Genomic DNA, 26,474 nt, shown 5'->3' on the forward strand with positions numbered 1-26,474 from the left:
GGATCGATCCTCTACGTGGTCCTCCAACTGGTCGGGCTCGCCGCCCGCGGCGGGCACCGCAATCCCCTCTACACCGGGGTGTTCGTCGGGCTCGCCCTCGGGTTCGTCACCGACATGATCGTCACCGCCGGCGGCGCCTGAGCCTCGGGCCGCCGACTGGCCCCGAGGTTCGACGACGATCCTTGCCGATCGGCCAGAGCCCCCCAGGGCCGCACGCTGCGGAGCTGCCGGGGGGTCGGCTGTAGACCCAGCGCCGCGGGAGGACTTTGCTGGAGTGGGAAGACTCGCAGAGCTACGGCCGCGGCGGCGCCGCCGCCCAGCCCATGGACTCTTGCGCGACCGCTGAGAACCGGGCCGCATGCTTTGAGGGGACGACCGCCAGCGAGGGTGCCGCAGGCGGCGCATCGGGTGTTCCCCGCCCGGTCCAAGGCCCCCTTCAGGCCACGTCCACGCCTTCACACGCCAGCACCGGGTAGGGCGCCGACAACCACGTCATCGCGAGCACACCCCCGGGAGCGTCGATGCCCGCCAGGTCCTGCGACCCCTCGGTCGAGCTTCTCTACTTCAGCGGATGCCCCAACCATCAGGCATTCCTGCCGCACCTGCGTCAGCTGATCCGCGAGCACGGAGTCAACGCCCCGGTCCGGCTTGTTGAGATCACCGGCGACGACCAGGCCCAGCATCAGCGATTCCTTGGATCCCCGAGCCTGCGCATCAACGGCATCGACGTCGATCCCTGCGCCACCGGGCGCACCGACTACGGCATGCAGTGCCGCCTCTACTTCACCGACAACGGAGCCCGAGGCGTCCCACCCGACTCCTGGATCCTCCGAGCGCTCGACGGCGGGGCCAACTCAGAGCGTTCAGGTGGGGCCAACTCGGGTTGACACACCTACCTTCTCGTTCGCGAGCGCTCGCTTCGACGAACGCCCTGGTCAGTGGTGTCCAGCAGGGTGGTGTACGACCCGGCCACCGCTCGGGCGTGGCATCGACGATGATCGGATCAGCGGGGATAGCGCTCGGCCGCCCGCGCTCGCGCCTTGGTCGCCTCGACCTCCCGGTTCTTCGGCGGCGCGGTCGTGACCAGGTCCTCGAGGAGGGCACGGGTGGTCGCCGTGACCTCGGCGACGGCCCGGGCGAAGGCCTCCTCGTTGACCTTCGAGGGCCGTGCCGACCCGCTGATCTTGCGGACGTACTGCACGGCGGCCTCGTGCACCTCGTCGATGGTCGCGGGGGGCTCGAAGTTGTGCAGGACCCGGATGTTGCGGCACATACCGCGATGGTGCCCCAACCGGCGGTCGTCAGGTCATGCTCGTCGGATGCTCATCGCCCACCTGTCGGATCTGCATCTCGATACCTCCCGGCGCAGCGGCGAGCGGGCGGAGCGCGTCATCGACCACGTCCGCGCGCTGTCCCCGCGCCCGGACCTGGTGCTCGTCACCGGCGACGTGGCCGACCACGGCGCCCCGGAGGAGTACGACCAGGCCGCGGCCCTGCTCGCCGGGCTGGACGCGCACCTGGTGCCGGGCAACCACGATCGGCGCCCGACGATGCGCGCCGCGCTCGGCCTGCGCGGCGACGGTCCGATCACGCGCAGGATCGAGGTCGGCAGGACGGTCGTGGTTCTCGCCGACTCCCACGTCCCCGGGCACGACCACGGCAAGCTCGCACCGGAGAGCGTGGCCCTGATCGAGGACGCCGCCGCGGAGCGGCGACCACTGGTCGTCGCGCTGCACCACCCGCCGATGGCGATCGGCAGCGGGCTGATCGACCCCATCCGGCTGCTCGACCCCGAACCCCTCCTCGCACCGCTGCGTGCCCACGAGGCACCCCGCGTCGTGCTGTGCGGGCACGCCCACACCGCCCTCGGCGCCGACGTCGGCGGCGTCCCGGTCCGCATCGCACCCGGTGTCGCATCGACCCTGCGGCTGCCCTACGAGCCCGAGCCCGACAGCCTCGACGGCCAGGCGCCACCCGGCCTCGCCCTGCACCACCTCGACGAGGGCAGCGGCGAGCTCCACACCCATGTCCGGGCGCTCACCGCATCACCCGGACCATGACCGTCCGCCCGCGGTCCAGCTCGATGGACCTACCCCCGGGGCTCGTACCGCAGTGCCACGGCCCCCGAGCCGAGCTCCGACCGGTCCACGAGTTCCAGGTCGATGGGCTTCGACAACCCCGCGAACAACGTCGGGCCGTGCCCCGCCACGCGGGGATGCACGATGAACTCGTACTCGTCGATCAGCCCGCGCTCCGCCAACGCGAGCGGAAGGGTCACGCCTCCCACGTACAGTCCCTCGCCGGGCTCCGACTTCAACTGGCGCACGGTCTTCTCGAGATCCTCCCCGCGCACGAGCTCCGCGTTCCAGTCGACCTCGTCCAGCGTGCTCGACACCACGTACTTCTTGGCCGCGTCGATCGTCCGGGCGAAGGGCTCCATCCACTCGGGCATCCCTCCCGATGCGGACGGCAGGCGCCACGCCGACTCCATCATCTCGTACGTCACCCGGCCGAACAGGAGGGCATCGGCCCGGGCGATGGTCTCCGTCGCCCGACGATGCAGTTCCTCGTCCGGGATCCCTTCGCGGTGGTCGCAGCACCCGTCCAGCGTGACGTTGATGGAGTACCGAAGGGGCCGCATCGCGCGAGGCTACCGTCGTCCTCGCGTGGTCGAGCAGACGTCGATCACGACGTCCGTCCCGTTCGTGTCGACGTCCCGAGCAGCAGGCTGGACAGTCCGGGTCACGGCCGGGAAGGTCGCGGGCGTGGAGGACCGGGTCGTCAGCGCCAGCCGGGTGATCGGGGCGAGCCCGGCGGCCGTCTTCGAGCTGATCGCCGACCCGGCCTCGCAGCCGCGCTGGGACGGTAACGCCAACCTCGCCGAGGCCCGACCCGGGCAGCGGATCCGTGCGGTCGGCGACGTGTTCACCACGACGCTCACCAGGAACGGGGTGCGGGAGAACCACGTCGTCGAGTTCGAGGAGGGGCGCCGGATCGCGTGGACCCCGTCCGACCCCGGGCGGCCGCCGGCCAGGCACCTGTGGCGCTGGGAGCTCGAGCCGCGGGACGGGTCGGGAACGCTGGTCACGCACACCTACGACTGGTCGAACCTGACCGACGAGGCCCGCTTCGCCCGGGCCCGGGCGACCACGTCCGATGCCCTCCAGGCTTCGCTGGACCGGCTCGCCGCTCTCGTCGAGCGCTCGGACGACTGATCCCTCAGCGCCTGCCACGGATGGCGCCCGGGGTGGCGCCGAGACGCTGCTTGACGATGCGGTTCATGTGGCTCTGGTCGGAGAAGCCGCAGGCCTGGGCGACCTCGCAGAGCGGGGTGTCGGTGCGCTCGAGCATCAGCCGGGCCCGGTCGAGGCGGGCGCGCAGGACGAACTCGTGCGGCGTCGTCCCGGTGGAGGCGCGGAACTGCCGGGCGAAGTGGAACTTGCTGAGCCCGACGGATCCCGCGAGGTCGTCCAGGGTGAGACGCCGCGCCAGGTGGGGCTGGATGTAGTCGCGCACCAGGTGCTCCTGCCGGAAGCTCAGGCAGTCGGGGCCCTCGGGGGAGCGGAAGAGGATGTTCGCGTGACGGCGCAGGATCGTCACCGAGAGCTGGGTGGTCAGCGAGTCGACGAGCAGGTCGCTCCCGACCCCGCCCTGCGCGGCCTCCTGGGCGATCGCCATCGCGGCGCGGTGGATCGCCGGGTCGTCGGCCTTGATGGTGTCGTGCAGCTCGACGTCCTCGACCTCGCGGCCGTACATCTCGCGGCAGGTGGCGGCCAGCTGCTCGTGGGTGAGGTAGACGTGCACGACCTCGATGGGTGTGTCCCAGCGCCAGTGCGAGTCGGCCGCCCGGGTGAGCAGGGAGACGTCGCCGGGGCGGAGCCGCTCGTGGTGCCAGCCGCTGTCGAGCTTGCGGCGCATGTCGGTGACGCCGCGCCGGTAGGCGACGATCATGAAGTCGCGCAACGGCGGGACCTCGACGTCGCTGTCCTCGTAGCGGTAGCCGCGGACCGAGACCCCGCTCCAGCCTTCCTCGGGGCTGCTCACGGTGAGGTCGCCCGGGACCCATGCCGGGAGCTGGTCGGGCACGATGAGCCGGTCAGCCATCGTCGGCCCCCTTGCCGTCCTACGCCGTGCCGCAGGCCAGGCTAGGCGTGACCCAGCTCACCCGGCCAGGGTCGCAGCAAGGTTGTCCAACGCGGCCGGGCGGATGTCCAACCCCGCCACGACGTCGTCGTACCCGGCCCGACCTGCGCTTTCGCCACCCGGCTGACCCCTGTCCAGCAATGGTGTCCAACGCGGGCCGGCCTCCGTCCAAGCCGCGCCCCCCAAGGTGGACGGAGGGTGCTCGGCCACACGCCGACGGTGCGCCCCCGCGAGGTCCTCCGCGGGCGCGACCCGGCACTGCACGACAGGGAGACGCGGATGTCGACAACGAGCCCACCGCAGCACGCCACCGACACGGTGGACGCGGTGATCATCGGGGCCGGGTTCTCCGGCCTGTACATGCTGCACAAGCTGCGCGACGAGCTGGGCCTGCACACACGGGTGTTCGAGACCGGCGACGGCGTGGGCGGCACCTGGTACTGGAACCGCTACCCGGGCGCGCGGTCGGACTCGGACTCCTACATCTACGGCTACACCTTCGACCAGGGGCTCTGGGAGGAGTGGGAGTGGAGTGAGCGCTATCCCGAGTCCCACGAGATCCGCGGCTACCTCGAGCACGTCGCCGACCGGTTCGATCTGACCGAGGACATCACCTTCGGCACCCGGGTCCTCTCGGCCACGTTCGACGAGGCCGCCGGGCGCTGGACCGTCACCACCGACGGCGGCGAGACGGTCACCGCCACCTACGTGATCTCCGCGGTCGGGGCGCTCTCGGCGTCGAACACCCCGCCCTTCGAGGGCGTCGAGACCTTCGCCGGCTCGACCTACCACACCGGGGAGTGGCCGCACGAGGGCGTGGACTTCACCGGGCAGCGGGTCGGGATGATCGGCTCCGGGGCCAGCGCGGTGCAGGCCGCTCCGCTGATCGCGGCGCAGGCCACCGAGCTGACGGTCTTCCAGCGCACCGCCAACTACATCGTCCCGGCCAACAACGGCCCGGTGGACCCCGACGTCAAGGCTGCGCGACTCGAGGACTGGTCCGGTATCCGGGAACGGATCCAGCAGTCGAACTTCGGCTTCGAGCTCTACCTGCAGGAGAAGGGCGCCGCGGACGCCTCCGACGAGGAGCGCGAGGCGCTGCTCGAGGACTTCTGGAACCGCGGCGGGTTCCACATCTGGCTCGGCTCCTACGCCGACATCTTCTTCTCCACCGAGGCCAACGACCTGGTCCGCGGCTTCCTCGACCGCAAGATCCGGGAGAAGGTCCACGACCCCGAGACCGCCGAGCTGTTGATCCCGAAGGACCATCCCTTCGGCTGCAAGCGCAACCCGCTCGACTCCGGCTACTTCGAGACGTTCAACGAGCCCCACGTCCACCTCGTCGACGTCAAGTCCAACCCGATCGCGGCGATCACCCGCGACGGGCTGCGGCTGGCCGACGGGGCCGAGTACACGTTCGACGCCCTGGTCTTCGCCACCGGCTTCGACGCGATGACCGGCCCGCTCAACCGCATCGACATCCGCGGCCGCGGCGGCGAGCTGCTGCGCGAGAAGTGGGCCGAGGGCCCGCGGACCTACCTCGGGCTGACGAGCCACGGCTTCCCGAACTTCTTCACCATCACCGGCCCGCAGAGCCCTTCGGTGCTCTCGAACATGCCGGTGTCGATCGAGCAGCACGTCGACTACATCGGCCGCATCATCGCCGACCTGCGGGCCCGCGGGGCCGCCGTCATCGAGCCGACCAAGGAGGCCGAGGACGGCTGGTGCACCTACAACCAGGAGATCGCGAACGCGACGCTCTTCCCGACCGCGGACACCTGGTACATGGGCGCGAACATCCCCGGCAAACCGCGGCAGTTCATGCCCAACCTCGACTTCGTCGGGCCCTACCGGGCCAAGTGCGACCGCATCGCCGAGAACGGCTGGGAGGGCTTCGCGATCGACGGCGAGGCGACCCCGGCCGGCGAGCACGTCTACACCTGGGCGCTGGCCGGATGAGCGCCGTCGGGACCCCCCGCTACGGGCACTGACCACCCCCGACGACGCCGGGCGCGGCCACGCCCGGCGTCGTCGGCCCGCATCTGCCGCCAGCGACCCCACGGATCAGGAGACGACCATGAGCGACACCATGAAGGCCCTCGCGTTCCTCGGGACCGGGAAGGTGGGGCTCGTCGAGCGCGAGATCCCCCACGCCGGCCCGGGCGACGCGGTCGTGAAGACCACCGCGGCCCTGATCTGCACCTCCGACGTGCACACCGTCGCCGGGCTGCTGCCCGTCCCCGAGGGCCGGCTGCTCGGGCACGAGAGCGTCGGGATCGTCCACGAGATCGGCGACGGCGTGACGTCGGTGCAGGTGGGCGACCGGGTCGCGGTCAATGCCGTCACCCCCGACGGGACGTGCGACAACTGCCAGGCCGGGCACACCTCGCAGTGCCGCGGCGCGCTCGGCGGGTACCGGTTCACCGTCCAGAAGGACGGCAACATGGCCGAGTACTTCCACGTCAACGACGCCGACTACAACCTCGCGCCCATCCCGGAGGGCCTCGCCGACGAGGCCGCGGTCTACGCCTGCGACATGCTCTCGACGGGGATCGTCGGCTCCGAGAACGCGAACATCCCGGTCGGCGGTTCGGTCGCGATCTTCGCGCAGGGCGCGGTCGGTCTCTCGGCCACGCTGGGCGCCAAGCTGCGCGGCGCGGGCCTCGTCATCACCGTCGAGGGTCTGCCCAACCGGGCCGAGATGTCCCGACGGTTCGGGGCGGACGTCGTCATCGACCCGTCGTCGGGCGACGTCGTCGAGCAGATCCTCGCGCTGACCGACGGCGGGGCGGACTCCACGGTGGAGGCGCTGGGCAACCAGGTCACCTTCGAGGCCGCGCTGTACGCGACCCGGCCCGGCGGGACGCTGTCGAACGTCGGGTATCACGGCGAGTCCGGTCCGACGGTGACGATGCCGCTCGACGCGTGGGGCCTCGGGATGGCGGGCAAGAAGATCGCCACCGACCTCTGCCCGGGCGGGCGGCTGCGCATGGAGCGGCTCATGCGCCTGCTCGTCAACGACAAGATCGACCCGACGCCGATGACCACCCACCGGATGGGCATCGACCAGGTCGAGGAGGCATTCGACATGATGAGCCACAAGCGGGACGGGATCATCAAGCCGCTGATCACCTTCTGACGGCAGGGTCCGGGCCCTGGGCGAGCGGGCTCGGTCAACGATCCGCATCGCCTGATCGGACGCCGACATGAAACGTGACGGAAACTGAGACAGAATTCCGCGCGTGCCCGTCTGTTCGTGCTCGGATGGACCTGGAACGATCGCGCCCACGCCGGAGCCTCCTGCCCCCCAGGAGGGCCGGCGAGGTCCCGCTGCCCGGTCCCCCTCGGGCAGCGGGACCGCCCGGGCACAGGATTGGGCGCATGGCGCTCTCCCTCTTCGCCGGACTCTACGTCTCCGACCACGACGCCGTCGTCGGCTGGTACACCCGCCTGCTCGGGGCCGAGCCGTCGTTCGCCGCCTCCGACACCGAGTCGGTGTGGCAGCTCGCCGAGGACCGCTGGGTCTACGTCCAGCAGAACCCGGCGCACGCGGGCCACAGCGTGGTGACGGTGCTCGTCGACGACCTCGAGGCGACCCTCGCCGAGATCGCCGCGCGCGGCCTCGCGCCGACCGCCCGCGAGGACTACCCGGGCGGGATGCAGAAGGCGGTGTTCCACGACGGGGACGGCAACGAGGTGGGGTTCGGCGGTATCGTCACCCCTGACCCTCGATGACACGCTTGACCGCCCCGAGCGTCTCGGGGATCCCGGAGCGCGCGTCCGCCGCGCGGATCGCGATCTCTGCGTCGGCGCTGTCCCCGTAGCGCTCCCGGAAGAACTCCCGGCCCGCCGTCGGGAACTCCCACGTCTCGGTCAGGCGCGTGCCCTCGCCGTCGGGAACCATCTCGAATCCCCAGAAGACGCGGCCGCCGTTGACCGCCCACCGGAACACCCGCCCCCGCTCGGCGGCCACGACCTCGCTGCGGGTCTCCCACTCGCGGTCCGGTTTGACGTTGTAGCCGGTGAAGTGCGCGCCGACGCGCGGCCCGTCGCCCGGGTCCCACGCACACCGGACGCAGATCGGGCTCCACTCGCCGGTGCGGGTGACGTCGGAGACGACGTCCCACACCGTGTCCGGGTCCGCGTCGACGTGGACCGAGTCGGCATGGGTGAAGTCGTCGGCCACGCGATCATGATGGCCCGTCGGGGGCGGGAGCGGAATCCGGGATGCGCGGCGATCGCCGGCCGGGCCAGGGTGGGCGCCGTGATCGACGACGGCGACCTGCGCACGACGGAGATCGTCCCCGAGCTGCTGCGCGGTGCGGTCGACCACGAGCGCTCGGCGCGGGGGATGCGCCCGCACCGGCTGCCGGCGTGGGCCCGGGCCCGGGCGGACCAGCAGCTGCTCATGGCCCAGTCGCAGCCCTCGGGGGTGCGTCTGGTGTTCCGGACGTCGGCCACCCGGCTCGAGGTGGACGCCCACCGCACGACCCTCGCCTTCGCCGGGGCGCCGCGCCGTCCCGACGGGCGGTGGGACCTCGTCGTCGACGGCGAGCTCGTCGCCCGGGCGACCTCGACCGGCGGGACCGTCCTGGTCACCGACCTCGCCGCCGGGACGACGCAGGTGCAGGAGGGCCCGGTGGGCACCGTCGCCTTCACCGATCTGCCGGCGGGGGAGAAGCACGTCGAGCTCTGGCTGCCGCACCAGGAGGCGACCGAGCTGGTGGCGCTGCGCAGCGACGCCCCCGTCGTCCCGGCCGTCGGCTCCCGACCGGTCTGGCTGCACCACGGCAGCTCCATCAGCCAGGGCTCGAACGCCGAGAGTCCGTCGACGACCTGGGCCGCGCTCGCCGCCGCCCGCGGCGGGGTCGAGCTGGTCAACCTCGGGTTCAGCGGCAGCGCGATGCTCGACCCCTTCGTCGCCCGGGTCGTGCGTGACCAGCCGGCGGACCTGCTCAGCGCCGAGATCGGGATCAACCTCGTCAACGCCGATGTCATGCGCATGCGCGCCTTCACCCCGGCGGTGCACGGGTTCCTCGACACGATCCGCGACGGCCACCCGACGACGCCGCTGCTGGTGGTCTCCCCGGTCCTCTGCCCGATCCACGAGGCCACCCCGGGGCCGGGTGCGGTGGACATCGCCGACGGGACGCTGCGCTTCCGGGCCACCGGCGACCCGGCCGACGTCGCCGCGGGCCGGCTCTGCCTGCGCACCATCCGCGAGGAGCTCGCCCGCCTGGTGGTCGAGCGCGCGGTCGACGACCCCCACCTGCACCTGCTCGACGGGCTGGCCCTCTACGGCGAGCCCGACGCCGTCGAGCACCCGCTGCCCGACCGCCTCCACCCCGACGCCGCCACCCACCGGCTGATGGGGGAGCGGTTCGCCGCCCTCGCCTTCGGTGACGGCGGGCCGTTCAGGTCTCCGGGGTAACCTCGGCGAGCACCGCGTCGGCCACGTCGTCGTAGAGCTCGACGTCCGACTCGAGCCCGGCGGCCGCCAGCGCGCGGCGCACCACGCCCCGGGGTCCGAGGACCAGCCGCAACGGCCGACCGGTCCCGTCGCGCTCGCGGGCGAGGAAGGCCAGCGCGTTGCCCGCGACGAAGGTGGCTCCCCGCAGGTCGACCACCACTGCCGTCGCCGGTTCCGAGCACCCGTACTGCTCGCGGAAGGACTCGCTGCCCCGCTGCGCGGCGGTGCGGTGCAGGTGGCGGCGGAGCTCGTCGTCGTTGGTGCGGTCGATCTCGCCGATCACCGAGATCACCAGGACCGGACGGGGTGGGCCGTACAGGGCGCGCGTCTCGAAGGTCGCGGTCACGAGGCGCTCGCGTGGACCGGGCACTGCGGGTCGACGAAGGGCTGCTCGTCGGGCGCGCCCGCACGGTAGGCCGCGTTGGCGAGCACGGAGCAGGTACATCCGCGGTCGAGAGCAGCCCGGCCGCCCGGGGCCTCCGCGGGGTCGGTGCCCACGCGCTCGTCGTGCTCGACCATGGCGGCCCTCCGGCGCGGTGACAGCGGTGCCCTCTGACGCGCGATGACGGTAGCGCACAGGTGCACACCACTGACGACCCCTGGTTGTGCGCCATTGGTGTGGTGTACGACCGGGAGGGGCGCTTGCGCATGGTGCCCCATGCTGGTGTCCGAGTCGGCGGCACCTACGCCGTCCGAAGATCCGGATCCTGGTCGCGAGTCCTGGCGCCCGTTGGGCATGTCGCTCCCGGGATCGGATCCATCGGCGCGCTCACGGCCAGGGCCGGCAGCCCCAGACCTCAGCCCGGGACGAGGTCCCCGTCCTCGCGGCCCACCTGCATCGTCGCCACCGTCCCGCCGTCCCGGCGGGCGGCGAGCGCCCGACGTCGGGCGCCGAGAGAGGTCAGGACGAGGTGGGCGAGCGACGGCTCGCCGCCGTCGTCGAGCAGTTGGTCGAGGACCGCGAGATCGTCGGGTGTCGTCCGGGTGTCGCCGGAGGCCCGCCGGAGGAGGGCGCCGACCCGCGGTGAGAGCGAGATCCGCTCGATCGGGATCGGCACCGGGCGGGCGCCGACGCCGGTGATGCCCTGGAGGGCGGCGGTCACCGCCGCGTGGTCGGCGCCGGCGCGCTCGAGGAGCGGTGCGGCCTCGACCGCCTCACGGCGCAGGAGGGCGAGCAGCACGTGCTGGGTGCCCACCGAGCGGGCCCCCTGGGCGGCCGCGTGCTCGCGCGCCGCTGCCAGCCCGGGCCACGGCCCGGTGCCCGTCCGTTCGGAGACCACGCCCCCAGCATCGCCTCCCGACGCCGTTTCGTGACCCGAATCCACGAATCGAAACGGTCACGACGCCGGGTGTGGCCGACCGGTCGCGCGCGGTGATCGTGAAGTGCGCTTCGCGCACGAGAGCACTATTCCGCCCTATGACACGGATGAGTGCTCACATGCGCGAAGCGCACCTATTGCCCGTAATGCCGCAAGCGCTCCGCCACGTCGGCGACCTGCTCGGCCGAGAGCAGACGCGGCGTCCCGACGGCGGCGGCCCGCAGCCACACGTCGCAGAGCCATTCGAGGTGCGTGGCCCCGTCGTGGGCCGCGCGGAGGGACTCGCCCAGCACGACGCTGCCGTGGTGACGCATCACGGCGCCGGTGCGCCCCGCGAGGGCCGTCGAGACGTTCTCGGCGAGCGCGTCGGTGCCGAACGGCGCGTACTCCGCCACCGCGACCGCGCCGCCGAAGATCGCCGTCTGGTAGTGCACCAGCGGGACGTCGTCGCGCAGCAGGGACAGCGCGACGGCGGCCGCGGAATGGGTGTGCACCACCGCGCCGGCGCCGTGGCGGCGGTAGCAGAGCAGGTGCAGGGGCAACTCGCTCGTCGGCTCCAGCGCGCCGTCGACGACCGCCCCGTCGAGGTCCACCACGCACACGTCGTCGCCGGTCATCGTGTCGTAGGCGACACCGGACGGGGTGACGGCGATGAGGTCGCCGACCCGGACCGAGAGGTTGCCCGCGGTCCCGGCGACGAGGCGGTCCGCGACCAGGCGCCGGGCGTGCTCGGCGACGGCGTCCCGGGCGTGGTCGAGACGAGCTCCCGGCGTCGGCGGCATGGGCAGTGCCTACCAGCGCCGTGTCACGGCGACGCGGACGAGTGAGGTCTCGGAGATCCACTCGTCGCTCGTGGGCGCCCGTTCGACGCTGTTCACGCCACGTCAGGTGACACCGTCTTGCGACGAACGGTCCACTCCGGCACGGCCGAGTAGACCAATGGAGGGAGATCTCATGGCGGCGAGTAGCGCGTCGGCGCTCGGGTCCCCGCGAGGGTCGGCACCCCTGTTCTCACCGAGGATCGACCTGGGCAGCGGCCGCGTCGTGGGTTTCCTCGCCGGCTCCTCGGACCTGCGGCCGGGGAGGACGGCGGCGGAGGACGGGTACGGGCCGCTCGAGGTCCGCATCGACCGGGAGATCGCCGACCTGCTCGTGGCGGCGAGAGCGGCGGGCACGTCCCCGGTGACCGTGCACCTCCCGATCGCCGCCGACGCCGTGGCCTGGGCCGCCCACCGTCTCCGCGCCGTGCGGCCCGCGATGCTGCACGGCGACGGCCGAGGCGCCGGAGTGACGCTGCTGCTCACGTCCAGGGTCCGCTCCGCATCGCTGCCGGCCCTCGAGGACGGGATCCGGCAGGCCCGCCGCGACGGGTTCGGCATCGCGGTCCCCGCCGCGGGCTTCGCTCCCGCCGAGATCGCGCGCCTCGCCCCGGACCAGCTGGTCCTCGGAGCCGAGTGGCTGGCCGGCATCGGGTCCGGCGAGGTGGCGGCACTCGCCACCCTGGAGGCCGCCACCGTGCTCGCCGGCGCGACGCGCGCGGAGCTCGTCGTCGACGGGGTCGACGGCGAGGCGTCGCTGCGCGACCTGCGCGGTCGTGGCGCCGTGGTGGCGTCCGGCCCGGTGCTGGCCGCCGACCAGGCCTCGGCCCGCCCGGCCGAGGTCACCCTGGCCCCGGGTCTGCGCACGCGGCTCGCCACCACCGCGCCGCAGCTGGCGGTGCCCCCTCCGGATGCCTCCGACCCGGGCCCGGTCCACCCCGCACGCGAGGTGACCCTGGGGGACGTGGCCCGGCCGGCGACCGTCGTCCCGGACACCGCGACCGGTGACGACGTGCGCAGCGCCCTCGCCGACGAACAGGACTGCGCCGGGGTGGTGCTCGTCGGCACGGACGGACGACCGACCGGGTACGTGGACCGCAACCGCTTCCTGCTGACCATCGCGGGCCCGTACGGCCGCGCGGTGTTCGCCCATCGAGCGGCCGCGCGCCTGGCGGAATCGCCGACGGTGCGCGCGGCGACGACGTGCGTGCGGGACGCGGTCCGGGAGCGGCTCGACGGCGACCCCGCCCGCCGCTACGACGACGTCGTGCTCAGCGAGCCCGACGGCCGCACGGTGCGGGTGGCCCGGTTCGCCGACCTCGTGCGCGCGCTCGACCCGGCGGCCGGCCCGGCACCCGTCGAGGTCGTGGGCGCGCCCGCGGGACCCGCCGCGCCCGGGACCGCGCCTCGCCGGGGCCGCCACCGGCTCGTCGGGCTGAGCCCGCGCCCCGCCGGCGTGGCCGTCGGCTGACGGCGACCCGGCCGGACCCGCCGGGTGCGGTGGCAGTGCCGGAGGAGTAAGCAGGGCAGCCACGGGGCCCGCCCGGGCACCCCCGTCCGAGGAGCCGCGATGGCGCAGGTGAGGGCGACCGCCCGCCGCACGATCTCCGCCGACCCCGAGAAGGTCCTGGCGGCCCTGGCCGACTACCGCGAGGTGCGTCCCGCGATCCTGACCGAGCACTACCGCGACTACCAGGTGGAGACCGGCGGTGAGGGCGCGGGCACCGTCGTGCACTGGGTGCTGCAGGCGACCTCCAAGCGCCAGCGCGACCAGCGCGTCGAGGTCTCCACCGCACCCGAGGGCGGCGTCGTCGAGACCGACCACAACTCGAGCATGGTCACCACCTGGCGGGTCCGCCCCGAGGGGCAGACCGCCGCGACGGTGGAGGTCGACACCACCTGGAACGGCGCCGGCGGGATCGGCGGGTTCTTCGAGCGGCTGTTCGCGCCGAAGGGCCTGCAGCGCATCCACGACGGCGTGCTCGCCAATCTCGAGCGCCGGCTGGTTCCGGGTGGGCAGCGGGCCGTCGGGTAGCGCTCAGGCGAGCTCGGCCCCGAAGTACACCTGGGTCTCCCTGACGTGCCCGTCCACGACCGTCAGCACCTCGGTGTTGCGGTGCCGCGCGCCGCTGTGCAGCTCGTAGACGTAGCGCACGAACACCTCGCCGGGGGAGACCTCGACGACGTCGACCAGGTCCTGGTAGCGCATCCGGTCCGCCGTCGGGAAGCAGCGCCGCATGAACTCGTCGCGCCCGATGGGCTCGTCCTGCGGGCTGGTGAACACGAAGCCGTGGGCGAGCAGCGCGGTGGCCGCCGCGGCGTCCTGCTCGCGGTAGGCGGCGAAGAGCGCCCGCACGACGTCGGCCGCGGTCTGCGGCGCGATCGGCTCGACGAGGGTGACCTGGGTGCCCTCGGGGTCGGAGAACGTCACCGCGTGGATGAAGTCCGGCACCGTCCACACGGCGGGCACGACGATCCCCGCGGCGGCGATCCGGTCGCGCTCGGCCCGGACGTCGTCGACGGTCAGGGTCACCGACGAGGAGCCGGCCCGGGTCGCGTCCTCGACCAGCTGCAGGCAGCCGCCCCCGGGCACGACCCACTCGGCGCACCCGTGCATGGGCACGCGGTCCGGCCGCCGGCCGAACACCGTCGCGTAGAAGTCCTGCGATCCCGCCCAGTCCTTGACCAGGACGCCGGCGAGCACGTTCGTCGTCGTCATGTCGTCTCCTCTGATTGGTACTGAAACCGTACCAAGAAATCCTGAGGAAGAGGCAAGGCTGATGGTCCCGTACGCTGGCGCGCATGGTGGAGCGGCTCGCGGCGAGGCTCGGCATCTCGCAGATGCGACTGTTGATCGGCGGCTGGGTCCTCGCCGCGGTCCTGCTGCTGGCGGGCCTCGCGCTCGTGCTGGGCGGCTCGACGGTCGTCGGTGCCGTGGTCTTCCTCCTCGGCGTGATCACGTCGATGACCGTCGCCGTCAACCTCTTGCGCCTCCGGGCGGGCGATCACGCGGTCAAGCGGCCGAAGTAGGCACTCCAGTGGGTGAACTCGTGTGGTGATCGAGGGTTCCCGCTGGACGCGGAGCACTGCCGTGCCCCACATTTGTCTCACCGCCGATCGGTTGGTGTCGGTGTTCGGGGAACACCGACGGCCGAGGGTCGGTGACGGTCGCTGGGGAGCGGACCGTCACCGGCCCCGGCTCTCTCCTCCAGCTCACACACCGGCCACCCGGTAGAGCCGCTGCGCCCCGCGGATGCCCTTGAACCGTCGCGGCGCCGCCACCCGCCACCGGAACTCGGCCTCGCCGATCTGGTCCACCACGGCGTCGTGCACCGCCGCCGTCACGACGACCTGGCCCGGCCGCGCCGTCGTCGTCACCCGGGAGGCGAGGTTGACCGGCGGCCCGAACCAGTCCCCGGCGTGCGGCACGCCGATGCCCGTCGCGAGCCCCACGCGGACGTCCGGGCGCCCGTCGTCGGACGCGGCCCATCGCCGTGCGAGATCCACCGCCGCGCGCACCAGCGCCACGGGGTCCGAGGAGACGAGCATGACGGCGTCGCCGATGGTCTTCGCGAGCCGCACCGGCCGCGTCGCCACCTCGGTCGCGCACTCCGCGAGCTGCTCGGCGACCTCCGAGAGCTCGGTCGCGGAGACGTTCTCGCCGAGGTCGGTGAAGCCGACCAGGTCCGCGAAGCACACCGTGACCTCCTGGGCGCCCTGCATACGGCCCGCCGACGAGCCCTCGATGGCGACGGCGTGCGAGCGGATGCGGTCGGCGAGGGCGACCGCGACCAGGTGGGTCAGGTGCAGCGCGTCCTGCTCGGCGAATCGCCGGGCCTCGATCGCGTACCGCAGCGCGGTCTCCGGCTCGGGCTCGCCCGCGGCGAGCAGCGCCTCCCCGATCAGCGAGCCCAGCGCATCCGCCCTGTTGAGCACCCCGCGCCCGATCGCGCGGACCACCGGCAGCATCTCCTCGTCGCTGAACCCGAGGGTCCGGTAGCCCTCGATCCGCTCGGCGATCTCGGCGTCCTCGTCGGTGTAGATCTCCTCGTCGGGATCGGCGGATACCGGGCGCCCGAGCGCGCGGAACCAGGTGGCGACGATCTCGGCGTCCTGCCCGGTGTGCTGGCAGATCGAGGCCATCGACCAGCCGTCCTCGGGGTTGAGGGTGCGCTCGAGCAGGAGCAGGCCGAGCCGGTCGCCCTCGATGGCCTCCCGCATCGTCTCGGTGCCCACGCCGTCGGCGGCCAGCGCGTTGAGGACCTCGACGCGCGTGCGGCGGGCCTGCCCGGTCAGTCCGTCGAGGAGACCTGCGCGGTCGAAGTCGGTCTCCGCCATCGCGGAGCGGAGGCGGCGCGGGATCGGCAGCGACGTGTGGCGGGGCGGCACGGGGCTCATCGTGACAAAGACGGCCGACGACGGCGCGCGAAAGGCACCCCGCCGGTGGCGGCGCGGCCGGACTATCGTGATCGGGCCATGGCTCCCCGCCTGCTCGCGACCAGCGACCTCCACGTCAACCGCACCGAGAACGAGGCGGTGGTGGACGACCTGCACCCGACCGACCCGGGCGACTGGCTGATCGTCGCGGGCGACGTGGGGGACCGCATCGAGCACCTGCGCCGGACGGTGTCGGTCCTCGCGGAGCGCTTCGCGCGGGTGATCTGGGTGCCGGGCAACCACGAGCTGTGGACCCCGCACGGCGAGGAGCCCGACGCCGTCGGGCCGGCGCGCTACGCCCACCTCGTCGAGGTCTGCCGTTCGCTCGGCGTGCTCACCCCGGAGGACGAGTGGCCGGTCTGGCGGGGGGAGGGCGGACCCGCCCTGGTCTGTCCGCTGTTCCTGCTCTACGACTACTCGTGGCGGGTGCGGCCGGACATGGTCGGGCTCGGCGACGAGGCAGCGCTCGAGATCGCCCGCGAGGCGGGCGTGGTGTGCACCGACGAGTTCCTGATGTCCAGCGACCCCTTCCCGGGACCGCCCGCGTGGTGCGCCGAGCGGCTGTCGATCTCCCGACGGCGGCTCGCGGCCCGTGCGGCCGGGATGCCGACGGTGCTGATCAACCACTGGCCCCTGACCGAGCTCCCGCTGCAGGTCCTGCGCCACCCCGAGTTCGCGCTGTGGTGCGGGTCGACGGCGACGGCCCGCTGGCACGTGGAGTACGACGCGGCCGCCGTCGTCTACGGGCACCTGCACCTGCCGCGGACCACGTGGGAGGACAGCGTGCGCTTCGAGGAGGTGTCGGTCGGCTACCCGCGCGAGTGGCAGCGCCACCGCCTCGTGCGCGGGCCGCTGCGCCAGATCCTCCCGGCGCCCTACGTCGAGGACCGGGACCCGTTCACGGCCTGGGCCGTCGCGCGGGGAGCACCGTGGACGCGGTAGGGCTGCTCGGCGCGGTGCTGCCCGCGACGGTGACGGCAGTGGCGCGGCTCTCCGACGACGACGATGCCCCGCTGCACCCGAGCGAGGAGGCGGCGGTGGCGCGCGCCGTGGCGAGCCGGCGCGCGGAGTTCACGACGGGGCGGTGGTGCGCCCGGGAGGCGTTGGCCGCGCTAGGGGCGCCGGCCGAGGCGATACCGGTGGGCGAGGAGCGGGCGCCCGTGTGGCCGGCCGGGGTGGTCGGGTCGATCACGCACACCCGCGGGTTCCGGGGGGCGGCGGTGGCCTGGCGCTCGACGGTGCGCTCGGTCGGGATCGACGCCGAGGTGCACGACGTGCTGCCCGACCGGGTGCTCGACGTGGTGTCCTCGGAGACCGAGCGGGCCCTGCTGGAGCGGTTGTCGTCGGCGCGTCCGGACGTGGCGTGGGACCGGTTGCTGTTCTCGGCGAAGGAGTCGGTCTACAAGACCTGGTTCCCGCTGACCGGGCGGTGGCTGGGGTTCGAGGACGCCGAGCTGGTGCCGTCGGAGGACGGCACCTTCACGACGCGCCTGCTGGTGGAGGGGCCGACGGTGGACGGTGCGGTGGTGGAGTCGTTCGTCGGCCGGTGGGCGGTGGCGGACGGGATCCTGGTGACGGCGATCGCGCTGCCCGCGCGCTGAGACGCGCGTCAGCCGACGTCGCGGAGGGCGTCGCCCTGGGCTGCGGAGTCGTCGGGCTCTTCGGGAGCCGGGGACGGCACGGCGACCGGCGGCGGGAGCGAGGGGGACAGGGCGACGGTGCGGGCGGCGCCGACCCCGCGGTAGCGCGCCGGGCTGCAGGTGAGCACGACGACCTGGTGGGTGGTCCCCGTGGTCGCGGCGGTGAACACCGCGGCGAGGCGCTCGAGGCGTGCCGGGTCGGAGTGCCCGAGGGCGTCGTCGATCATCACCGGGACGCCGTCCTCCGCGTCGACCAGCGCTGCGACCGCGAGCCGCGCGCACAGCCCGAGCTGCTCCTTCGCCCCGCTGGAGAGCGCCTCGAACGGGACCGTCACGCCGTTCAGCGTCCGCGCCACGATCCGCAGGCCCTGGTCGACCTCCAGCGCGAGCGTCGGGCCGAACACGATCCGCGCGAGGCGCTCCACCTCCCGGCGGAACGGCGCGACGTAGGCCTGCCGGACCTCGTCGCGGTGCCGCGCGAGGGTGGCGTGCAGCCGGACCGCGGCGGCCGCCCGCCGGGACACCGAGGCGTGCTCGCGCTCCGCGGCGGCGAGCTCGTCGCGGGCGGCGGCGAGCCGGTCGTGCCGGCCCTCGCCGCCGGCCACCTGCAGCCGCCCGGTGACCTCGGCCCGACGGCGCTCGACCTCACCGGTGCGCTCGGTGAGCGCCTCGGCGGCCCGGCGGGCTGCCTGGTAGAGCGCCTCGACGGTGTCCGGGTCGTCCGCGGCGAGGGCGGCGGCGCGCTGCTCGTGGTCGGCCTCGGTGCGGCGGGCGCGGGCGAGGGTGTCGGTGGCCTCGGCGTCGAGGTCGGCGTCGGGCGCGCCGGCCCGGGCGTCGGCGAGCTCGGCGGCGAGCCGTTCGGCGTCGTTGCGCGCGACCGCCCCGGCGGTGCGGGCGGCGGCGACCTCGGACTCGGCGGCGTGCACCGCGTCGTCGGCGCGGCGCCAGGCCTGCTCGGCCTCCTCGGCGGTGCGGCGGGCCGTGCTCGCGGCGTCGCGCGCCGCGGAGGCCTCCCGGCGCAGCCCGTCCAGCTCGGCCGCGCGGGCGGCCCGGGCCTCGTCGGGCTCGTGTCCGTCGAGGTGCTCGGAGGCCTCCACCAGCGCCGGGTCGTCGAAGAGGGCGGGCCCGACCGGGTCCCGGCGGCCCTTCCGCTTCCCGGTCGGGGCCTCGGCGGCCGCGGCGGGGCGCAGCCGCTCGACGAGGCGGTCGACCTCGGCGCGGACCTCGGCGGTGGTGCGGCCACCGAGCTCCCGGCGGATGACCGCGACGAGCTCCCGCACCCGGCCCGCGGCGTCCTCGCCTACGTGCCGTGCGGCCCGGGCCGCCGCGAGGTCGGCCACCCCCAGCGCGGCGCAGGCCTGGTCCCGCGCCTGGCGGGCGTGGTCCACCCGGCGGCGGGCCTCGGCGCCGTCGAGACCCGGGCGCACCCGCACCTCGGCCACCCCGGGCACCGTGACGGTCACCGGGCCGGCCACCGGCACCGTCCGCGCCGTGCCCGGCGTCACCACCTCGCCGTCGGCGGTGACCCCCGGCCCACCCTCGTGGGCCACGACCTCGACGGTGCCCGCTCCGGCGGCGAGCTCGGCCTCGGCGCGGACCAACCGGCGGTCGAGCTCCTCGAGCTCCTCCAGCGCTGCGGCGTCCACCCGCGGCCCGGCGGCGGAGCGCTCCACCTCGCGGCGCGTCGCCTCCGCGGCCTCGGCCCGGCGTAACCGCCCGGACAGGTCGGCGAGCTCGCCGCGGTCGCGCGCGGTTGCCAGCGCGTCGTCGGCCGCGCGGGAGGCGGTGTCGGCCTCGGCCGCGGCGGTGCGGGCCGCCTCCCAGGCCGCGCGTCCGTCGTCGCGGTCAGCGCGTCGGGCGGCGTCGCGCTCCTCCTGCGCGGCGATGGCCGCGTCCGCCGCCTCGGCCGCCCGCGCGGCGTCCGCGGCGCGGGTGACCAGCCGGGCGCGCTCGGCCTGCCGGTCGGTGGCCCGGCGGGATCGTTCCCGGGCGGCCTCGGCGCGCTCGGCGGCCGCGGTGACCTCGAGGCGGCGCGACTCGAACGCCGACCAGCGGTCCTCGAGCTCGTGGGCGCGCTCGGCCTGCTGCCGGCGCTCGACGGCGAGGGCGGACACCTCGCGGTCGAGGTCGGCGCGCCGGGCGACGTCGCGCTCCACCTCCGCGACCGCGTGCGCCGCGGCCTCCGCCTCGGCCGTGGTCGCGGCGAGCCGGTCGTTCGCCTCGCGCAGCGGACCGACCGGACGGTGGTGCCCGCCGTGGTAGCGCCGGACCTCGGCCAGGGCCCGCTCCACGAGGTCCTCCGCGGCGGCATCGGCCCCCGGCACGGTCTCGCCCGCGCCCGAGGCCCCCGACGCCGCCCGGTCCAGCGCCCGCGTCAGCGCGTCCTGGCCGCCGAGATCCGCCTGACCCAGCGGGGTGTGCTGCTCCACCCGAAGCGCACGCCACAGGCTGCGGTCCATGGTCTCGTCGAGGATGGCGAGCATCCGCTCGTGCGCCTCACGACCGGCGAGCTGTTCGGCGCGCGGCGCGATGACGGTGAGCTCGGTGAGCTTCCGGCGCAGCCAGCGCTTGCGGTAGACGAGGTGGTACGGCCCGCTGACCAGCTCGGCCTCGACCGTCGGGCCCGCGTCGCGGCCCGCCGGGGCGGCCGCGCGGACCTCGGCGGCGGTGGAGCTGTCGCGGAAGTCGACCAGGAGGTCCAGCGCGGCGACCGTCGAGGTCTTCCCGACCTCGTTCTCGCCCTCGAGCACCGTCACGCCCTGCTCGGCGAGGTGGACCTCGCGGTGGTGCACGCCGCGGAAGTCCGACAGCCGGATGCGCAGCAGCCTCACCGCTCACCCCCGGCGGCGGCGAGCCGGTGGAGCAGGGCGAGCGCGTCCAGCGCCTCGGCATCGTCGGCCCCGGACGCCAGCTCCGCCGCGGCCGAGGCGGCGAAGCCGGACAGGCCCAGCGCCTCGACGTCGGCGTCGTCGGGGCGGGTGACCAGCTCGGCGGCGTCGACCTCGAGCGCGGCGAGCACGGGGGCGTGGGCGGCGAGCACGTCGTCGAGGCGGGCCCGCTGGCGCAGCGTGAGGGTGCCCTCGCAAGCCAGCCGCAGCGCGGTGCGCTCCGGCGCGGCGAGGGAGGAGAGCCGGGCGTCGAGGGCCTCGAGGTCGGCGTCGGTGTCGGTGGTGGCGTGGTCCCGGGTGAACGCCCAGCGGCCGACCCGGACCGGCCGGACCACCGCCCCGTCGTGGTCGGCGTCGACGACGAGCACGTTGCCGGGATCCGTCTCGTCGTGCGAGGTGACCTCGGGCGCCCCGGAGTAGCCGATGCGGGGTTCGCCGGGCAGCGCCCAGGTGGAGTGCCGGTCGCCCAGCGCCACGTAGTGGATCCGGCCGTCGGCGAGCGCCGCCCGGCACGCGTCGGTGTGGATCACCGCGGGATCGTGCGCGTCGGGCGAGAGCACGTCGACGGCGCCGTGCCCGGCGAGGACCCGCACGACGCCGCGCGGGGCCGGCTCGAGGGCGCGCAGCTGGTCGGCCACGAGGTCGGTCAGCGGGCGCTTCGAGGTCCACGGTGCGGCGACGACCTCGATCCCGGGCGCGACCTCGTGGACCCCCGCCCGGTCGAGCACCGTGACCTGTGACGGGCAGCGCCGCGCGAAGTCGGCCCGCCGCGTGACCAGCGCGGCGTCCGCCGGATCGTGGTTCCCGGGCAGGAGCAGCACCGGCACGGTGAACCCGCGCAGCGCCTCGCACGCGCGGCCCACGACGTCGGGCCCGACGAGGTTCGACTCGAAGACGTCCCCGCACACCACGACGAACGCCGCGCCCTCGTCCGCGGCCACCCGCCCGAGGGCCACCACCGCGTCCAGCCGGGCCTGGGCGAACCGGGCCTGCGCCTCCCCGGCGGCCTGTCCCGGGCGTCCGGCGCCGAGGAAGCGCCGCGTCATCCCCAGCTGCCAGTCGGCGGTGTGGACGAAGCGCATGCTCACCTCCCCGAGCCCGGTCGCCACGACGGTAGGCCGTCGGTCCGGACGACCCGATGGCGACACCCCGGCCGCCGTCGTGATCATCAGAGCACGACCTGCCGACAGCCTCGGCCCTGGCGGCGGACCGGCGCGTGCGGCAGGTTCCGACGGGTGAGCACACGCGACATCACCTCCGGGCCGGTCCGCGTCGAGACCGGCACCGACCCCGAGCTCGCCGTCGTCACCGTCCACCACCCGCCGTTGAACCTCTACGACCGCGACCTGCACACCGCGCTCCTCGAAGCGGTCACCGCGCTCGAGCAGCAGCGGCCGCGCGGGGCGCTGTTCCGGGCGGAGGGCAAGGTCGTCTCCGGCGGGGTCGACGTCCGCGACGCCTTCCTGCCGCTGGCACAGAACCGTGACGTCGAGGCCGGGCGGCGCTACTTCGCCGAGCTGGTGGAGCTTGGTGAGCGGGTGCACCTGCTGCCGTTCCCGACCGTGTTCGCCGCCCACGGCCTCACCCTGACCTGGGCCTTCGAGCTCGCGCTGGCGTGCGACCTCATCGTGGCCGGGGAGTCGGCGAGCTTCGGGCTGATCGAGGCCACGGTCGGGCTCACCCCGGCGATGGGCGGGACGCAGCGCCTGGCCGAGCGGGTCGGGCAGGGCCGGGCGAAGTATTTCGCCATGACGGCGGGCCGGTTCGGCGCCGTCGAGATGGAGCGCTGGGGCGTGGTGGACCGGATGGTTCCCGACGACGAGGTGGACGGTGCCTCCCGCGAGCTCGCCCGGTCACTGGCGGCCGGGCCGACCCGAGCCCACGCGGCCACCAAGGAGATCCTCCGCGAGCTCGCCGTCGGGGGGCTCGGTCAGGCGAACGCCCGCACCGCGGAGATCGCCGGGGCGCTGTTCGGCACCGAGGATCTCCGCGGCGCGATGGAGTCGTTCGTCGAGCGCGGGCACGGGAAGGCGACGTTCACGGGCCGGTGATCCGGCCGGCCCCCGGGGGTTTCGAGCGAAGGGCACCTTCGGTCGATCTATCCGGCCGGGGGCGCCCCTCGCCGGAGCGGCGCCGGCCGGTCCGGGTCCGACCGAAGGGCACCTTCGGTCGATCTATCTGATCGAAGGTGCCCCTCGCTCGAACCTCCTCAGGCGCAGGCCAGGAGGAGGCGCGGCACGTCTCCTTCGCCCGCGCCGAGGTCGCCGACGGCATCGCCCGGCTCTCGCGACCGGCCGCCGCCTATCACCGGTTCGCGACGGCGTTCGTCACCTTCTTCATCGTCCGCAGCCTCATCCACCCCGGCGTGTACTCGTCGGTCGGGATCGAGCCGAAGCGCGGTCGGCAGGAGGCCCTGGCGAACCCGCCCTACCAGGAGATGATCCGGTGGGCGGGCGAGAAGATCGTGGGCTTTCTCGACGAGGCGGGCATGGTCAAGGGGCCGGCCAAGTCGCTGTGGCGCCGCGCGTTCCTGCTGCCGTACCGCTCCCGCCGTCGTCAGGACGCGCTCGCCTGACGAGTGACCGGCGCCGTTCTGGCGTCTGACGACAGCATCGTGCCGTTCATGTCATGCGGTTCGAGGGCTCGGCGAGGAGCGAGCGGCGCCGTTCTGGCGTCTGACGAGAGCATCGTGCCGTTCATGTCATGCGGTTCGACGGCTCGGCGAGGAGCGAGCGGCGCCGTTCTGGCGTCTGACGACAGCATCGTGCCGTTGCTGCCGTGAGGCGGGGCCGTTGGCGCGGGGCGCGACCCCCGGGCCCCCTCACGTCAACGGCAGGTCCGCCACGGCGTCCAGCGTGCCGTCCCGCCCGGAGCGCTCGAAGCGCACCCGGGCGGTCCGGCCGCGGATCTCCAGCGTGGCCACGGCGTTGCCGAACCACGGCCCGCCGATCGGGTCCCACGCCACCGGCTCCTCGGGCACGCCCCACCACCGCCCGACCCGACGGACCAGCCCGACGAACGGCCGCATCCACCCGGCGTCGAACACGTACTCCATGAACCAGGGCACGCCGTTGCGCACCGGCGAGCAGGTCAGCTGGTAGACCCGCGAGCGGGTCGGCGTCGCGAAGCGGGCGCGCGCGGCGTAGCTGTGGTGGACGTCCCCGGAGAGCACACAGACCGTCTGCGGCGCCGACGACGACGCCCCGACCCGCTCGACGAGCCGCGCCAACCGGTCGAACGACGCCCGGAACGCCGGCCAGTGCTCCAGGTCGACGGCCTGGCGCAGCTTCTCGGCCCAGCGGCTCCCGGCAGCGGCCGAACGCTCGTTCATCGCCTGGACCTGGGCGGCCGCGGGAGGCATCAGCCACGGGATCGACGAGCCGAGCAGCAGGTGGTCGACCTGCTCGGGGTCCTCGACCGCCTGCTTCTCGATCCAGGTGAACGTCTCGTCGTTGATCATGAGGCGCTCGCGGTCGTTGAGCACGCGCCCGCAGCGCGAGTCGACCATGAGCAGCCGGGTGCGTCCGAGGTCCCAGCGGTAGGTCCACCGGACTCCCTCCGGCTCCCCGACGGCCGCGTCGGCCCGCGCCGCGTGGGCCTCGAGCAGGGGCCAGGCGTCGCCGTCGGCCGCCGTGACCGCCTTGTAGAGCTCGTCGGCGGCGAGCGTGTCCGGGTCGAGGTTGCCGATGTGCTGGTAGACCCAGTACGACGCCAGGCCCGCCCGGATCCGCGTCGGCCACCACGACTGACGCGCCATCTCCTCGCGCCAGGCCGACGAGGTGTTCCAGTCGTCGCGGATGTCGTGGTCGTCGAAGATCATCGACGTCGGCACCGTCGAGAACAGCCAGCGCAGCTCCGGATCCGACCAGCTCTCGCTGTAGACATGGGCGTACTCGGCGTAGTCGGCGATCTCGAGACTCGTCCCGGTGTCGGCCCCGCGGCGGGCGCGGATCCACTCCTGGGTGCGCGGGGTCGGTTCGTCGGCGTAGATCTGGTCGCCGAGCAGGCAGAGCGCGTCGGGGAGCTCCGCGGTCGCCGCGTCGTCGTCGTCGGCGTCGCGCACGCGGGCGAGCAGCCGCGCACCGTAGGCGTCCAGGGCGTCGACGCCGTACTGGCGCTCGAGCTCGGCGTCGCCGGTCGGGGGGTAGCGGCAGGAGCCGAACACGATGCGCTGGCGCGCCGGGTCCGCGACGACGGCGCTGGTGGCACGGGTGCGGATGCGGCTCGCCGGCATCCCGGTGTGCTCGAGCGGCCACACCCGCCCGCCGTCGAGGTGCACCTCGTACGTCCGCGCGGTGCCCGGCTCCAGGTCCCGGACGACGACGAGGGCGTAGTGCCGGTCCTGCACGGTGAACGTGGGCGCGCTGTGTCCGAGCACCTCGACCTGGCCCGGCGTCGCGGTCTCGACCCACACCGACGCCGTCGTCGTCCCCACGTGGCGCAGGATCGGTCCGAGCAGGAGGCCACCGTGATCCGCCGTCGTCACGCCTGCATCTCTACCGCACGCGCCCGCGCGGCGGGCGCTACGGACGGTCGGTGAGCCGCCCGAGTCGTCGCTGCAGCTCGTCGAGACGGGCCTGCAGGAGGGTGACCTCGGCGGTCAGCAGCGGGATCTCGGCGTCGGGGCTGACCTCGGCCGCCCTGGCAACGGGGCTGTCCGGGACCTCCGGGACGCGTGCGCGCTCGACCTCGGAGAGCGGCGCGAGCGGCGCCAACGCGGAGTACCCGCTGCCCTCGTCGACGGTGACCGGCACCCCGGACAGCGCGCCGAACGTCTCGAGCGCGAGCACCGCCCGGCGTCCCGCGCACTCTCGGCACACCGGCTCGAGGCGTCGCCACCCGACGATCCCGCCGCCGACGTCGTCGAGCGCGGCCGCCGTGCGCCCACAGCGGCACCGTCCGACGCGCACCGAGCGCACCGTCTGGCGCTGGTAGCGCAGGCCGAGCTCATAGGAGACGTAGCGCCCGGAGGCGAGCACCTCGAGCAGGACGCTGCGCTCGTACTGCTCGTCGCAGGCCAGGGCGCGGGCCTGCTCGGCCTCGTGGAAGCAGTAGAAGCCGCAGTCGCACCACGTCGAGGGGCAGCGGTGGCGGGCGGACTGCACGCACACCGCCTCCGCGACGGTGCCGTAGACCTGGCTGCGGCCGAGTGCGACACCGTTGAAGCCGACGGCGGCGCCGTCGGCGGAGAGCATTGGGTACGCGATCTTCCACCCGGGCAGGGCGGGCCGGTCGGCCGGCTCGTCGGGCTCGGCGTGGTCGGCCCGGCGTCCGAAGAGAGCGCCGAACGCGCTCAGCTCAGGTCCTCGAGACGGCCGGGTCCGGGGTGCGCTCGGGCGCCGGGGTCTCGACGGCGGGTGCCGTCGCCTCGGCGGGCACGGGCGCCTCGGGCGCGGCGGGAGTCGGTGCGGGCGGGTCCTCGGCGATCCCGGCGGTGAGTCGGCGGCCCAGTCGCATGTCTGCCTCCCGTGGGTGCGGTGCGCGGATTCGATGGTCCGTTGCGCATCGCTCCCGTGTCCAGAGGCGACGAGGTGTCGTCACGAGATCGTCGCGCGAGAACTGCCCGCCCAGCGGCGCAGGGCCTTGTCGAGACCGTCGGTCTCAGGGCCCCCGCACGGCATGAACGGCACGATGCTGGCATCTGACGCGAGGACGGCGCCGCTCACGCGTGGAGCCCGGCCCACCCCGGCCGGCAGGAACGGCACGATGCTGGCATCCGACGCCAGGAGGGCGCCGCTCACCCATGAGCCCGGCCGACC

General features: G+C 74.2%; 30 protein-coding genes. 14 read left to right on the forward strand and 16 right to left on the reverse strand.

Going from position 1 to position 26,474, the window contains the following annotated elements:
• Positions 1-521: 521 nt before the first annotated feature.
• A complete protein-coding gene (locus VGH76_RS07355) occupies positions 522-887 on the forward strand; it encodes a DF family (seleno)protein (RefSeq protein ID WP_331555973.1) in 366 nt (121 codons plus the stop codon).
• 116 nt (positions 888-1,003) lie between these two features.
• On the opposite strand, the gene VGH76_RS07360 is transcribed toward VGH76_RS07355, so the two are convergent.
• Positions 1,004-1,273, reverse strand: coding sequence for a DUF2277 domain-containing protein (locus VGH76_RS07360; RefSeq protein ID WP_331555974.1), 270 nt, complete (start codon positions 1,271-1,273; stop codon positions 1,004-1,006).
• A 46-nt stretch (positions 1,274-1,319) separates the two neighbouring features.
• On the opposite strand from VGH76_RS07360, the gene VGH76_RS07365 reads away from it, so the two are divergent.
• Positions 1,320-2,060, forward strand: a complete 741-nt coding sequence (locus VGH76_RS07365) for a metallophosphoesterase (RefSeq protein WP_331555975.1) — start codon at positions 1,320-1,322, stop codon at positions 2,058-2,060.
• Positions 2,061-2,089: 29 nt separating this feature from the next.
• Here the strand turns inward: VGH76_RS07365 and VGH76_RS07370 are convergent, their stop codons facing one another.
• A complete protein-coding gene (locus tag VGH76_RS07370) occupies positions 2,090-2,641 on the reverse strand; it encodes a dihydrofolate reductase family protein (RefSeq protein WP_331555976.1) in 552 nt (183 codons plus the stop codon).
• 124 nt (positions 2,642-2,765) lie between these two features.
• Here VGH76_RS07370 and VGH76_RS07375 point away from each other — a divergent pair, with 124 nt between their 5' ends.
• Positions 2,766-3,215: an SRPBCC family protein gene (locus VGH76_RS07375; RefSeq protein WP_331555977.1), complete on the forward strand. Its 450-nt coding sequence runs from the start codon at positions 2,766-2,768 to the stop codon at positions 3,213-3,215.
• Positions 3,216-3,219: 4 nt separating this feature from the next.
• On the opposite strand, the gene VGH76_RS07380 is transcribed toward VGH76_RS07375, so the two are convergent.
• Positions 3,220-4,104, reverse strand: a complete 885-nt coding sequence (locus tag VGH76_RS07380) for a helix-turn-helix transcriptional regulator (protein ID WP_331555978.1) — start codon at positions 4,102-4,104, stop codon at positions 3,220-3,222.
• A 318-nt stretch (positions 4,105-4,422) separates the two neighbouring features.
• On the opposite strand from VGH76_RS07380, the gene VGH76_RS07385 reads away from it, so the two are divergent.
• The 3 genes from VGH76_RS07385 (at position 4,423) to VGH76_RS07395 (ending at position 7,878) form a co-directional block, all read left to right on the forward strand.
• Positions 4,423-6,102, forward strand: a complete 1,680-nt coding sequence (locus VGH76_RS07385) for an NAD(P)/FAD-dependent oxidoreductase (protein WP_331555979.1) — start codon at positions 4,423-4,425, stop codon at positions 6,100-6,102.
• Positions 6,103-6,220: 118 nt separating this feature from the next.
• The gene (locus VGH76_RS07390; protein WP_331555980.1) at positions 6,221-7,282 is read left to right on the forward strand and encodes an alcohol dehydrogenase catalytic domain-containing protein; all 1,062 of its coding nucleotides are present in this window, start codon (positions 6,221-6,223) and stop codon (positions 7,280-7,282) included.
• A 242-nt stretch (positions 7,283-7,524) separates the two neighbouring features.
• Positions 7,525-7,878 carry a VOC family protein gene (locus VGH76_RS07395; RefSeq protein WP_331555981.1) on the forward strand — a complete coding sequence of 118 codons (354 nt, stop codon included), beginning with the start codon at positions 7,525-7,527 and terminating at the stop codon, positions 7,876-7,878.
• On the opposite strand, the gene VGH76_RS07400 is transcribed toward VGH76_RS07395, so the two are convergent.
• Complete coding sequence (locus VGH76_RS07400) at positions 7,859-8,329, reverse strand: SRPBCC family protein (protein ID WP_331555982.1); 471 nt, start codon at positions 8,327-8,329, stop codon at positions 7,859-7,861. The two genes, VGH76_RS07395 and VGH76_RS07400, sit on opposite strands and share 20 nt — an antisense overlap.
• Between VGH76_RS07400 and VGH76_RS07405 the strand changes: the two genes are divergently transcribed.
• Positions 8,309-9,574, forward strand: a complete 1,266-nt coding sequence (locus VGH76_RS07405) for an SGNH/GDSL hydrolase family protein (RefSeq protein ID WP_414637688.1) — start codon at positions 8,309-8,311, stop codon at positions 9,572-9,574. The two genes, VGH76_RS07400 and VGH76_RS07405, sit on opposite strands and share 21 nt — an antisense overlap.
• Here VGH76_RS07405 and VGH76_RS07410 read toward each other — a convergent pair.
• From VGH76_RS07410 to VGH76_RS07425, 4 genes are all read right to left on the reverse strand, one after another.
• Positions 9,558-9,959, reverse strand: a complete 402-nt coding sequence (locus tag VGH76_RS07410) for an STAS domain-containing protein (RefSeq protein WP_331555984.1) — start codon at positions 9,957-9,959, stop codon at positions 9,558-9,560. The two genes, VGH76_RS07405 and VGH76_RS07410, sit on opposite strands and share 17 nt — an antisense overlap.
• On the reverse strand, positions 9,956-10,132 hold the full coding sequence (locus VGH76_RS07415) for a hypothetical protein (protein ID WP_331555985.1): 177 nt from the start codon (positions 10,130-10,132) through the stop codon (positions 9,956-9,958). Before VGH76_RS07415 ends, VGH76_RS07410 begins: the two co-directional genes overlap by 4 nt.
• A gap of 278 nt (positions 10,133-10,410) precedes the next feature.
• Entirely contained in the window at positions 10,411-10,893 is a 483-nt protein-coding gene (locus tag VGH76_RS07420; RefSeq protein ID WP_331555986.1) for a Clp protease N-terminal domain-containing protein, read from the reverse strand.
• Positions 10,894-11,066: 173 nt separating this feature from the next.
• Positions 11,067-11,714: a class II aldolase/adducin family protein gene (locus tag VGH76_RS07425; RefSeq protein WP_331555987.1), complete on the reverse strand. Its 648-nt coding sequence runs from the start codon at positions 11,712-11,714 to the stop codon at positions 11,067-11,069.
• Positions 11,715-11,886: 172 nt separating this feature from the next.
• On the opposite strand from VGH76_RS07425, the gene VGH76_RS07430 reads away from it, so the two are divergent.
• Together VGH76_RS07430 and VGH76_RS07435 are read left to right on the forward strand one after the other, a co-directional pair.
• Positions 11,887-13,221 carry a hypothetical protein gene (locus tag VGH76_RS07430; RefSeq protein ID WP_331555988.1) on the forward strand — a complete coding sequence of 445 codons (1,335 nt, stop codon included), beginning with the start codon at positions 11,887-11,889 and terminating at the stop codon, positions 13,219-13,221.
• A 99-nt stretch (positions 13,222-13,320) separates the two neighbouring features.
• Positions 13,321-13,785, forward strand: a complete 465-nt coding sequence (locus VGH76_RS07435) for an SRPBCC family protein (RefSeq protein ID WP_331555989.1) — start codon at positions 13,321-13,323, stop codon at positions 13,783-13,785.
• A 3-nt stretch (positions 13,786-13,788) separates the two neighbouring features.
• On the opposite strand, the gene VGH76_RS07440 is transcribed toward VGH76_RS07435, so the two are convergent.
• A complete protein-coding gene (locus VGH76_RS07440; RefSeq protein WP_331555990.1) occupies positions 13,789-14,469 on the reverse strand; it encodes a VOC family protein in 681 nt (226 codons plus the stop codon).
• 83 nt (positions 14,470-14,552) lie between these two features.
• On the opposite strand from VGH76_RS07440, the gene VGH76_RS07445 reads away from it, so the two are divergent.
• Positions 14,553-14,780, forward strand: a complete 228-nt coding sequence (locus VGH76_RS07445; protein WP_331555991.1) for a hypothetical protein — start codon at positions 14,553-14,555, stop codon at positions 14,778-14,780.
• Positions 14,781-14,963: 183 nt separating this feature from the next.
• Here the strand turns inward: VGH76_RS07445 and VGH76_RS07450 are convergent, their stop codons facing one another.
• Positions 14,964-16,139: an adenylate/guanylate cyclase domain-containing protein gene (locus VGH76_RS07450; RefSeq protein WP_331555992.1), complete on the reverse strand. Its 1,176-nt coding sequence runs from the start codon at positions 16,137-16,139 to the stop codon at positions 14,964-14,966.
• An 87-nt stretch (positions 16,140-16,226) separates the two neighbouring features.
• Between VGH76_RS07450 and VGH76_RS07455 the strand changes: the two genes are divergently transcribed.
• Together VGH76_RS07455 and VGH76_RS07460 are read left to right on the forward strand one after the other, a co-directional pair.
• Complete coding sequence (locus tag VGH76_RS07455; protein WP_331555993.1) at positions 16,227-17,129, forward strand: metallophosphoesterase; 903 nt, start codon at positions 16,227-16,229, stop codon at positions 17,127-17,129.
• Positions 17,117-17,788: a 4'-phosphopantetheinyl transferase family protein gene (locus VGH76_RS07460; protein ID WP_331555994.1), complete on the forward strand. Its 672-nt coding sequence runs from the start codon at positions 17,117-17,119 to the stop codon at positions 17,786-17,788. Before VGH76_RS07455 ends, VGH76_RS07460 begins: the two co-directional genes overlap by 13 nt.
• 8 nt (positions 17,789-17,796) lie before the next feature.
• Here the strand turns inward: VGH76_RS07460 and VGH76_RS07465 are convergent, their stop codons facing one another.
• Both VGH76_RS07465 and VGH76_RS07470 read right to left on the reverse strand, forming a co-directional pair.
• Positions 17,797-20,658, reverse strand: a complete 2,862-nt coding sequence (locus VGH76_RS07465; RefSeq protein WP_331555995.1) for an AAA family ATPase — start codon at positions 20,656-20,658, stop codon at positions 17,797-17,799.
• A complete protein-coding gene (locus tag VGH76_RS07470; RefSeq protein ID WP_331555996.1) occupies positions 20,655-21,797 on the reverse strand; it encodes a metallophosphoesterase family protein in 1,143 nt (380 codons plus the stop codon). Before VGH76_RS07470 ends, VGH76_RS07465 begins: the two co-directional genes overlap by 4 nt.
• Before the next feature lie 153 nt (positions 21,798-21,950).
• On the opposite strand from VGH76_RS07470, the gene VGH76_RS07475 reads away from it, so the two are divergent.
• On the forward strand, positions 21,951-22,766 hold the full coding sequence (locus VGH76_RS07475) for an enoyl-CoA hydratase/isomerase family protein (protein ID WP_331555997.1): 816 nt from the start codon (positions 21,951-21,953) through the stop codon (positions 22,764-22,766).
• Positions 22,767-22,903: 137 nt separating this feature from the next.
• Entirely contained in the window at positions 22,904-23,290 is a 387-nt protein-coding gene (locus tag VGH76_RS07480) for a diiron oxygenase (protein ID WP_331555998.1), read from the forward strand.
• Between the two features lie 246 nt (positions 23,291-23,536).
• On the opposite strand, the gene VGH76_RS07485 is transcribed toward VGH76_RS07480, so the two are convergent.
• From VGH76_RS07485 to VGH76_RS07500, 4 genes are all read right to left on the reverse strand, one after another.
• Positions 23,537-25,201 carry an alkaline phosphatase D family protein gene (locus tag VGH76_RS07485; protein WP_331555999.1) on the reverse strand — a complete coding sequence of 555 codons (1,665 nt, stop codon included), beginning with the start codon at positions 25,199-25,201 and terminating at the stop codon, positions 23,537-23,539.
• A gap of 37 nt (positions 25,202-25,238) precedes the next feature.
• Entirely contained in the window at positions 25,239-25,910 is a 672-nt protein-coding gene (locus tag VGH76_RS07490) for a hypothetical protein (protein WP_331556000.1), read from the reverse strand.
• A gap of 103 nt (positions 25,911-26,013) precedes the next feature.
• A complete protein-coding gene (locus tag VGH76_RS07495) occupies positions 26,014-26,172 on the reverse strand; it encodes a hypothetical protein (RefSeq protein WP_331556001.1) in 159 nt (52 codons plus the stop codon).
• Between the two features lie 80 nt (positions 26,173-26,252).
• A partial coding sequence (locus tag VGH76_RS07500; RefSeq protein ID WP_331556002.1) for a hypothetical protein occupies positions 26,253-26,474 on the reverse strand: 222 nt, incomplete at its 5' end.

Origin of the sequence: Actinomycetospora sp. (assembly GCF_036497585.1) — a bacterium.
Taxonomy (GTDB): Bacteria; Actinomycetota; Actinomycetes; order Mycobacteriales; family Pseudonocardiaceae; genus Actinomycetospora.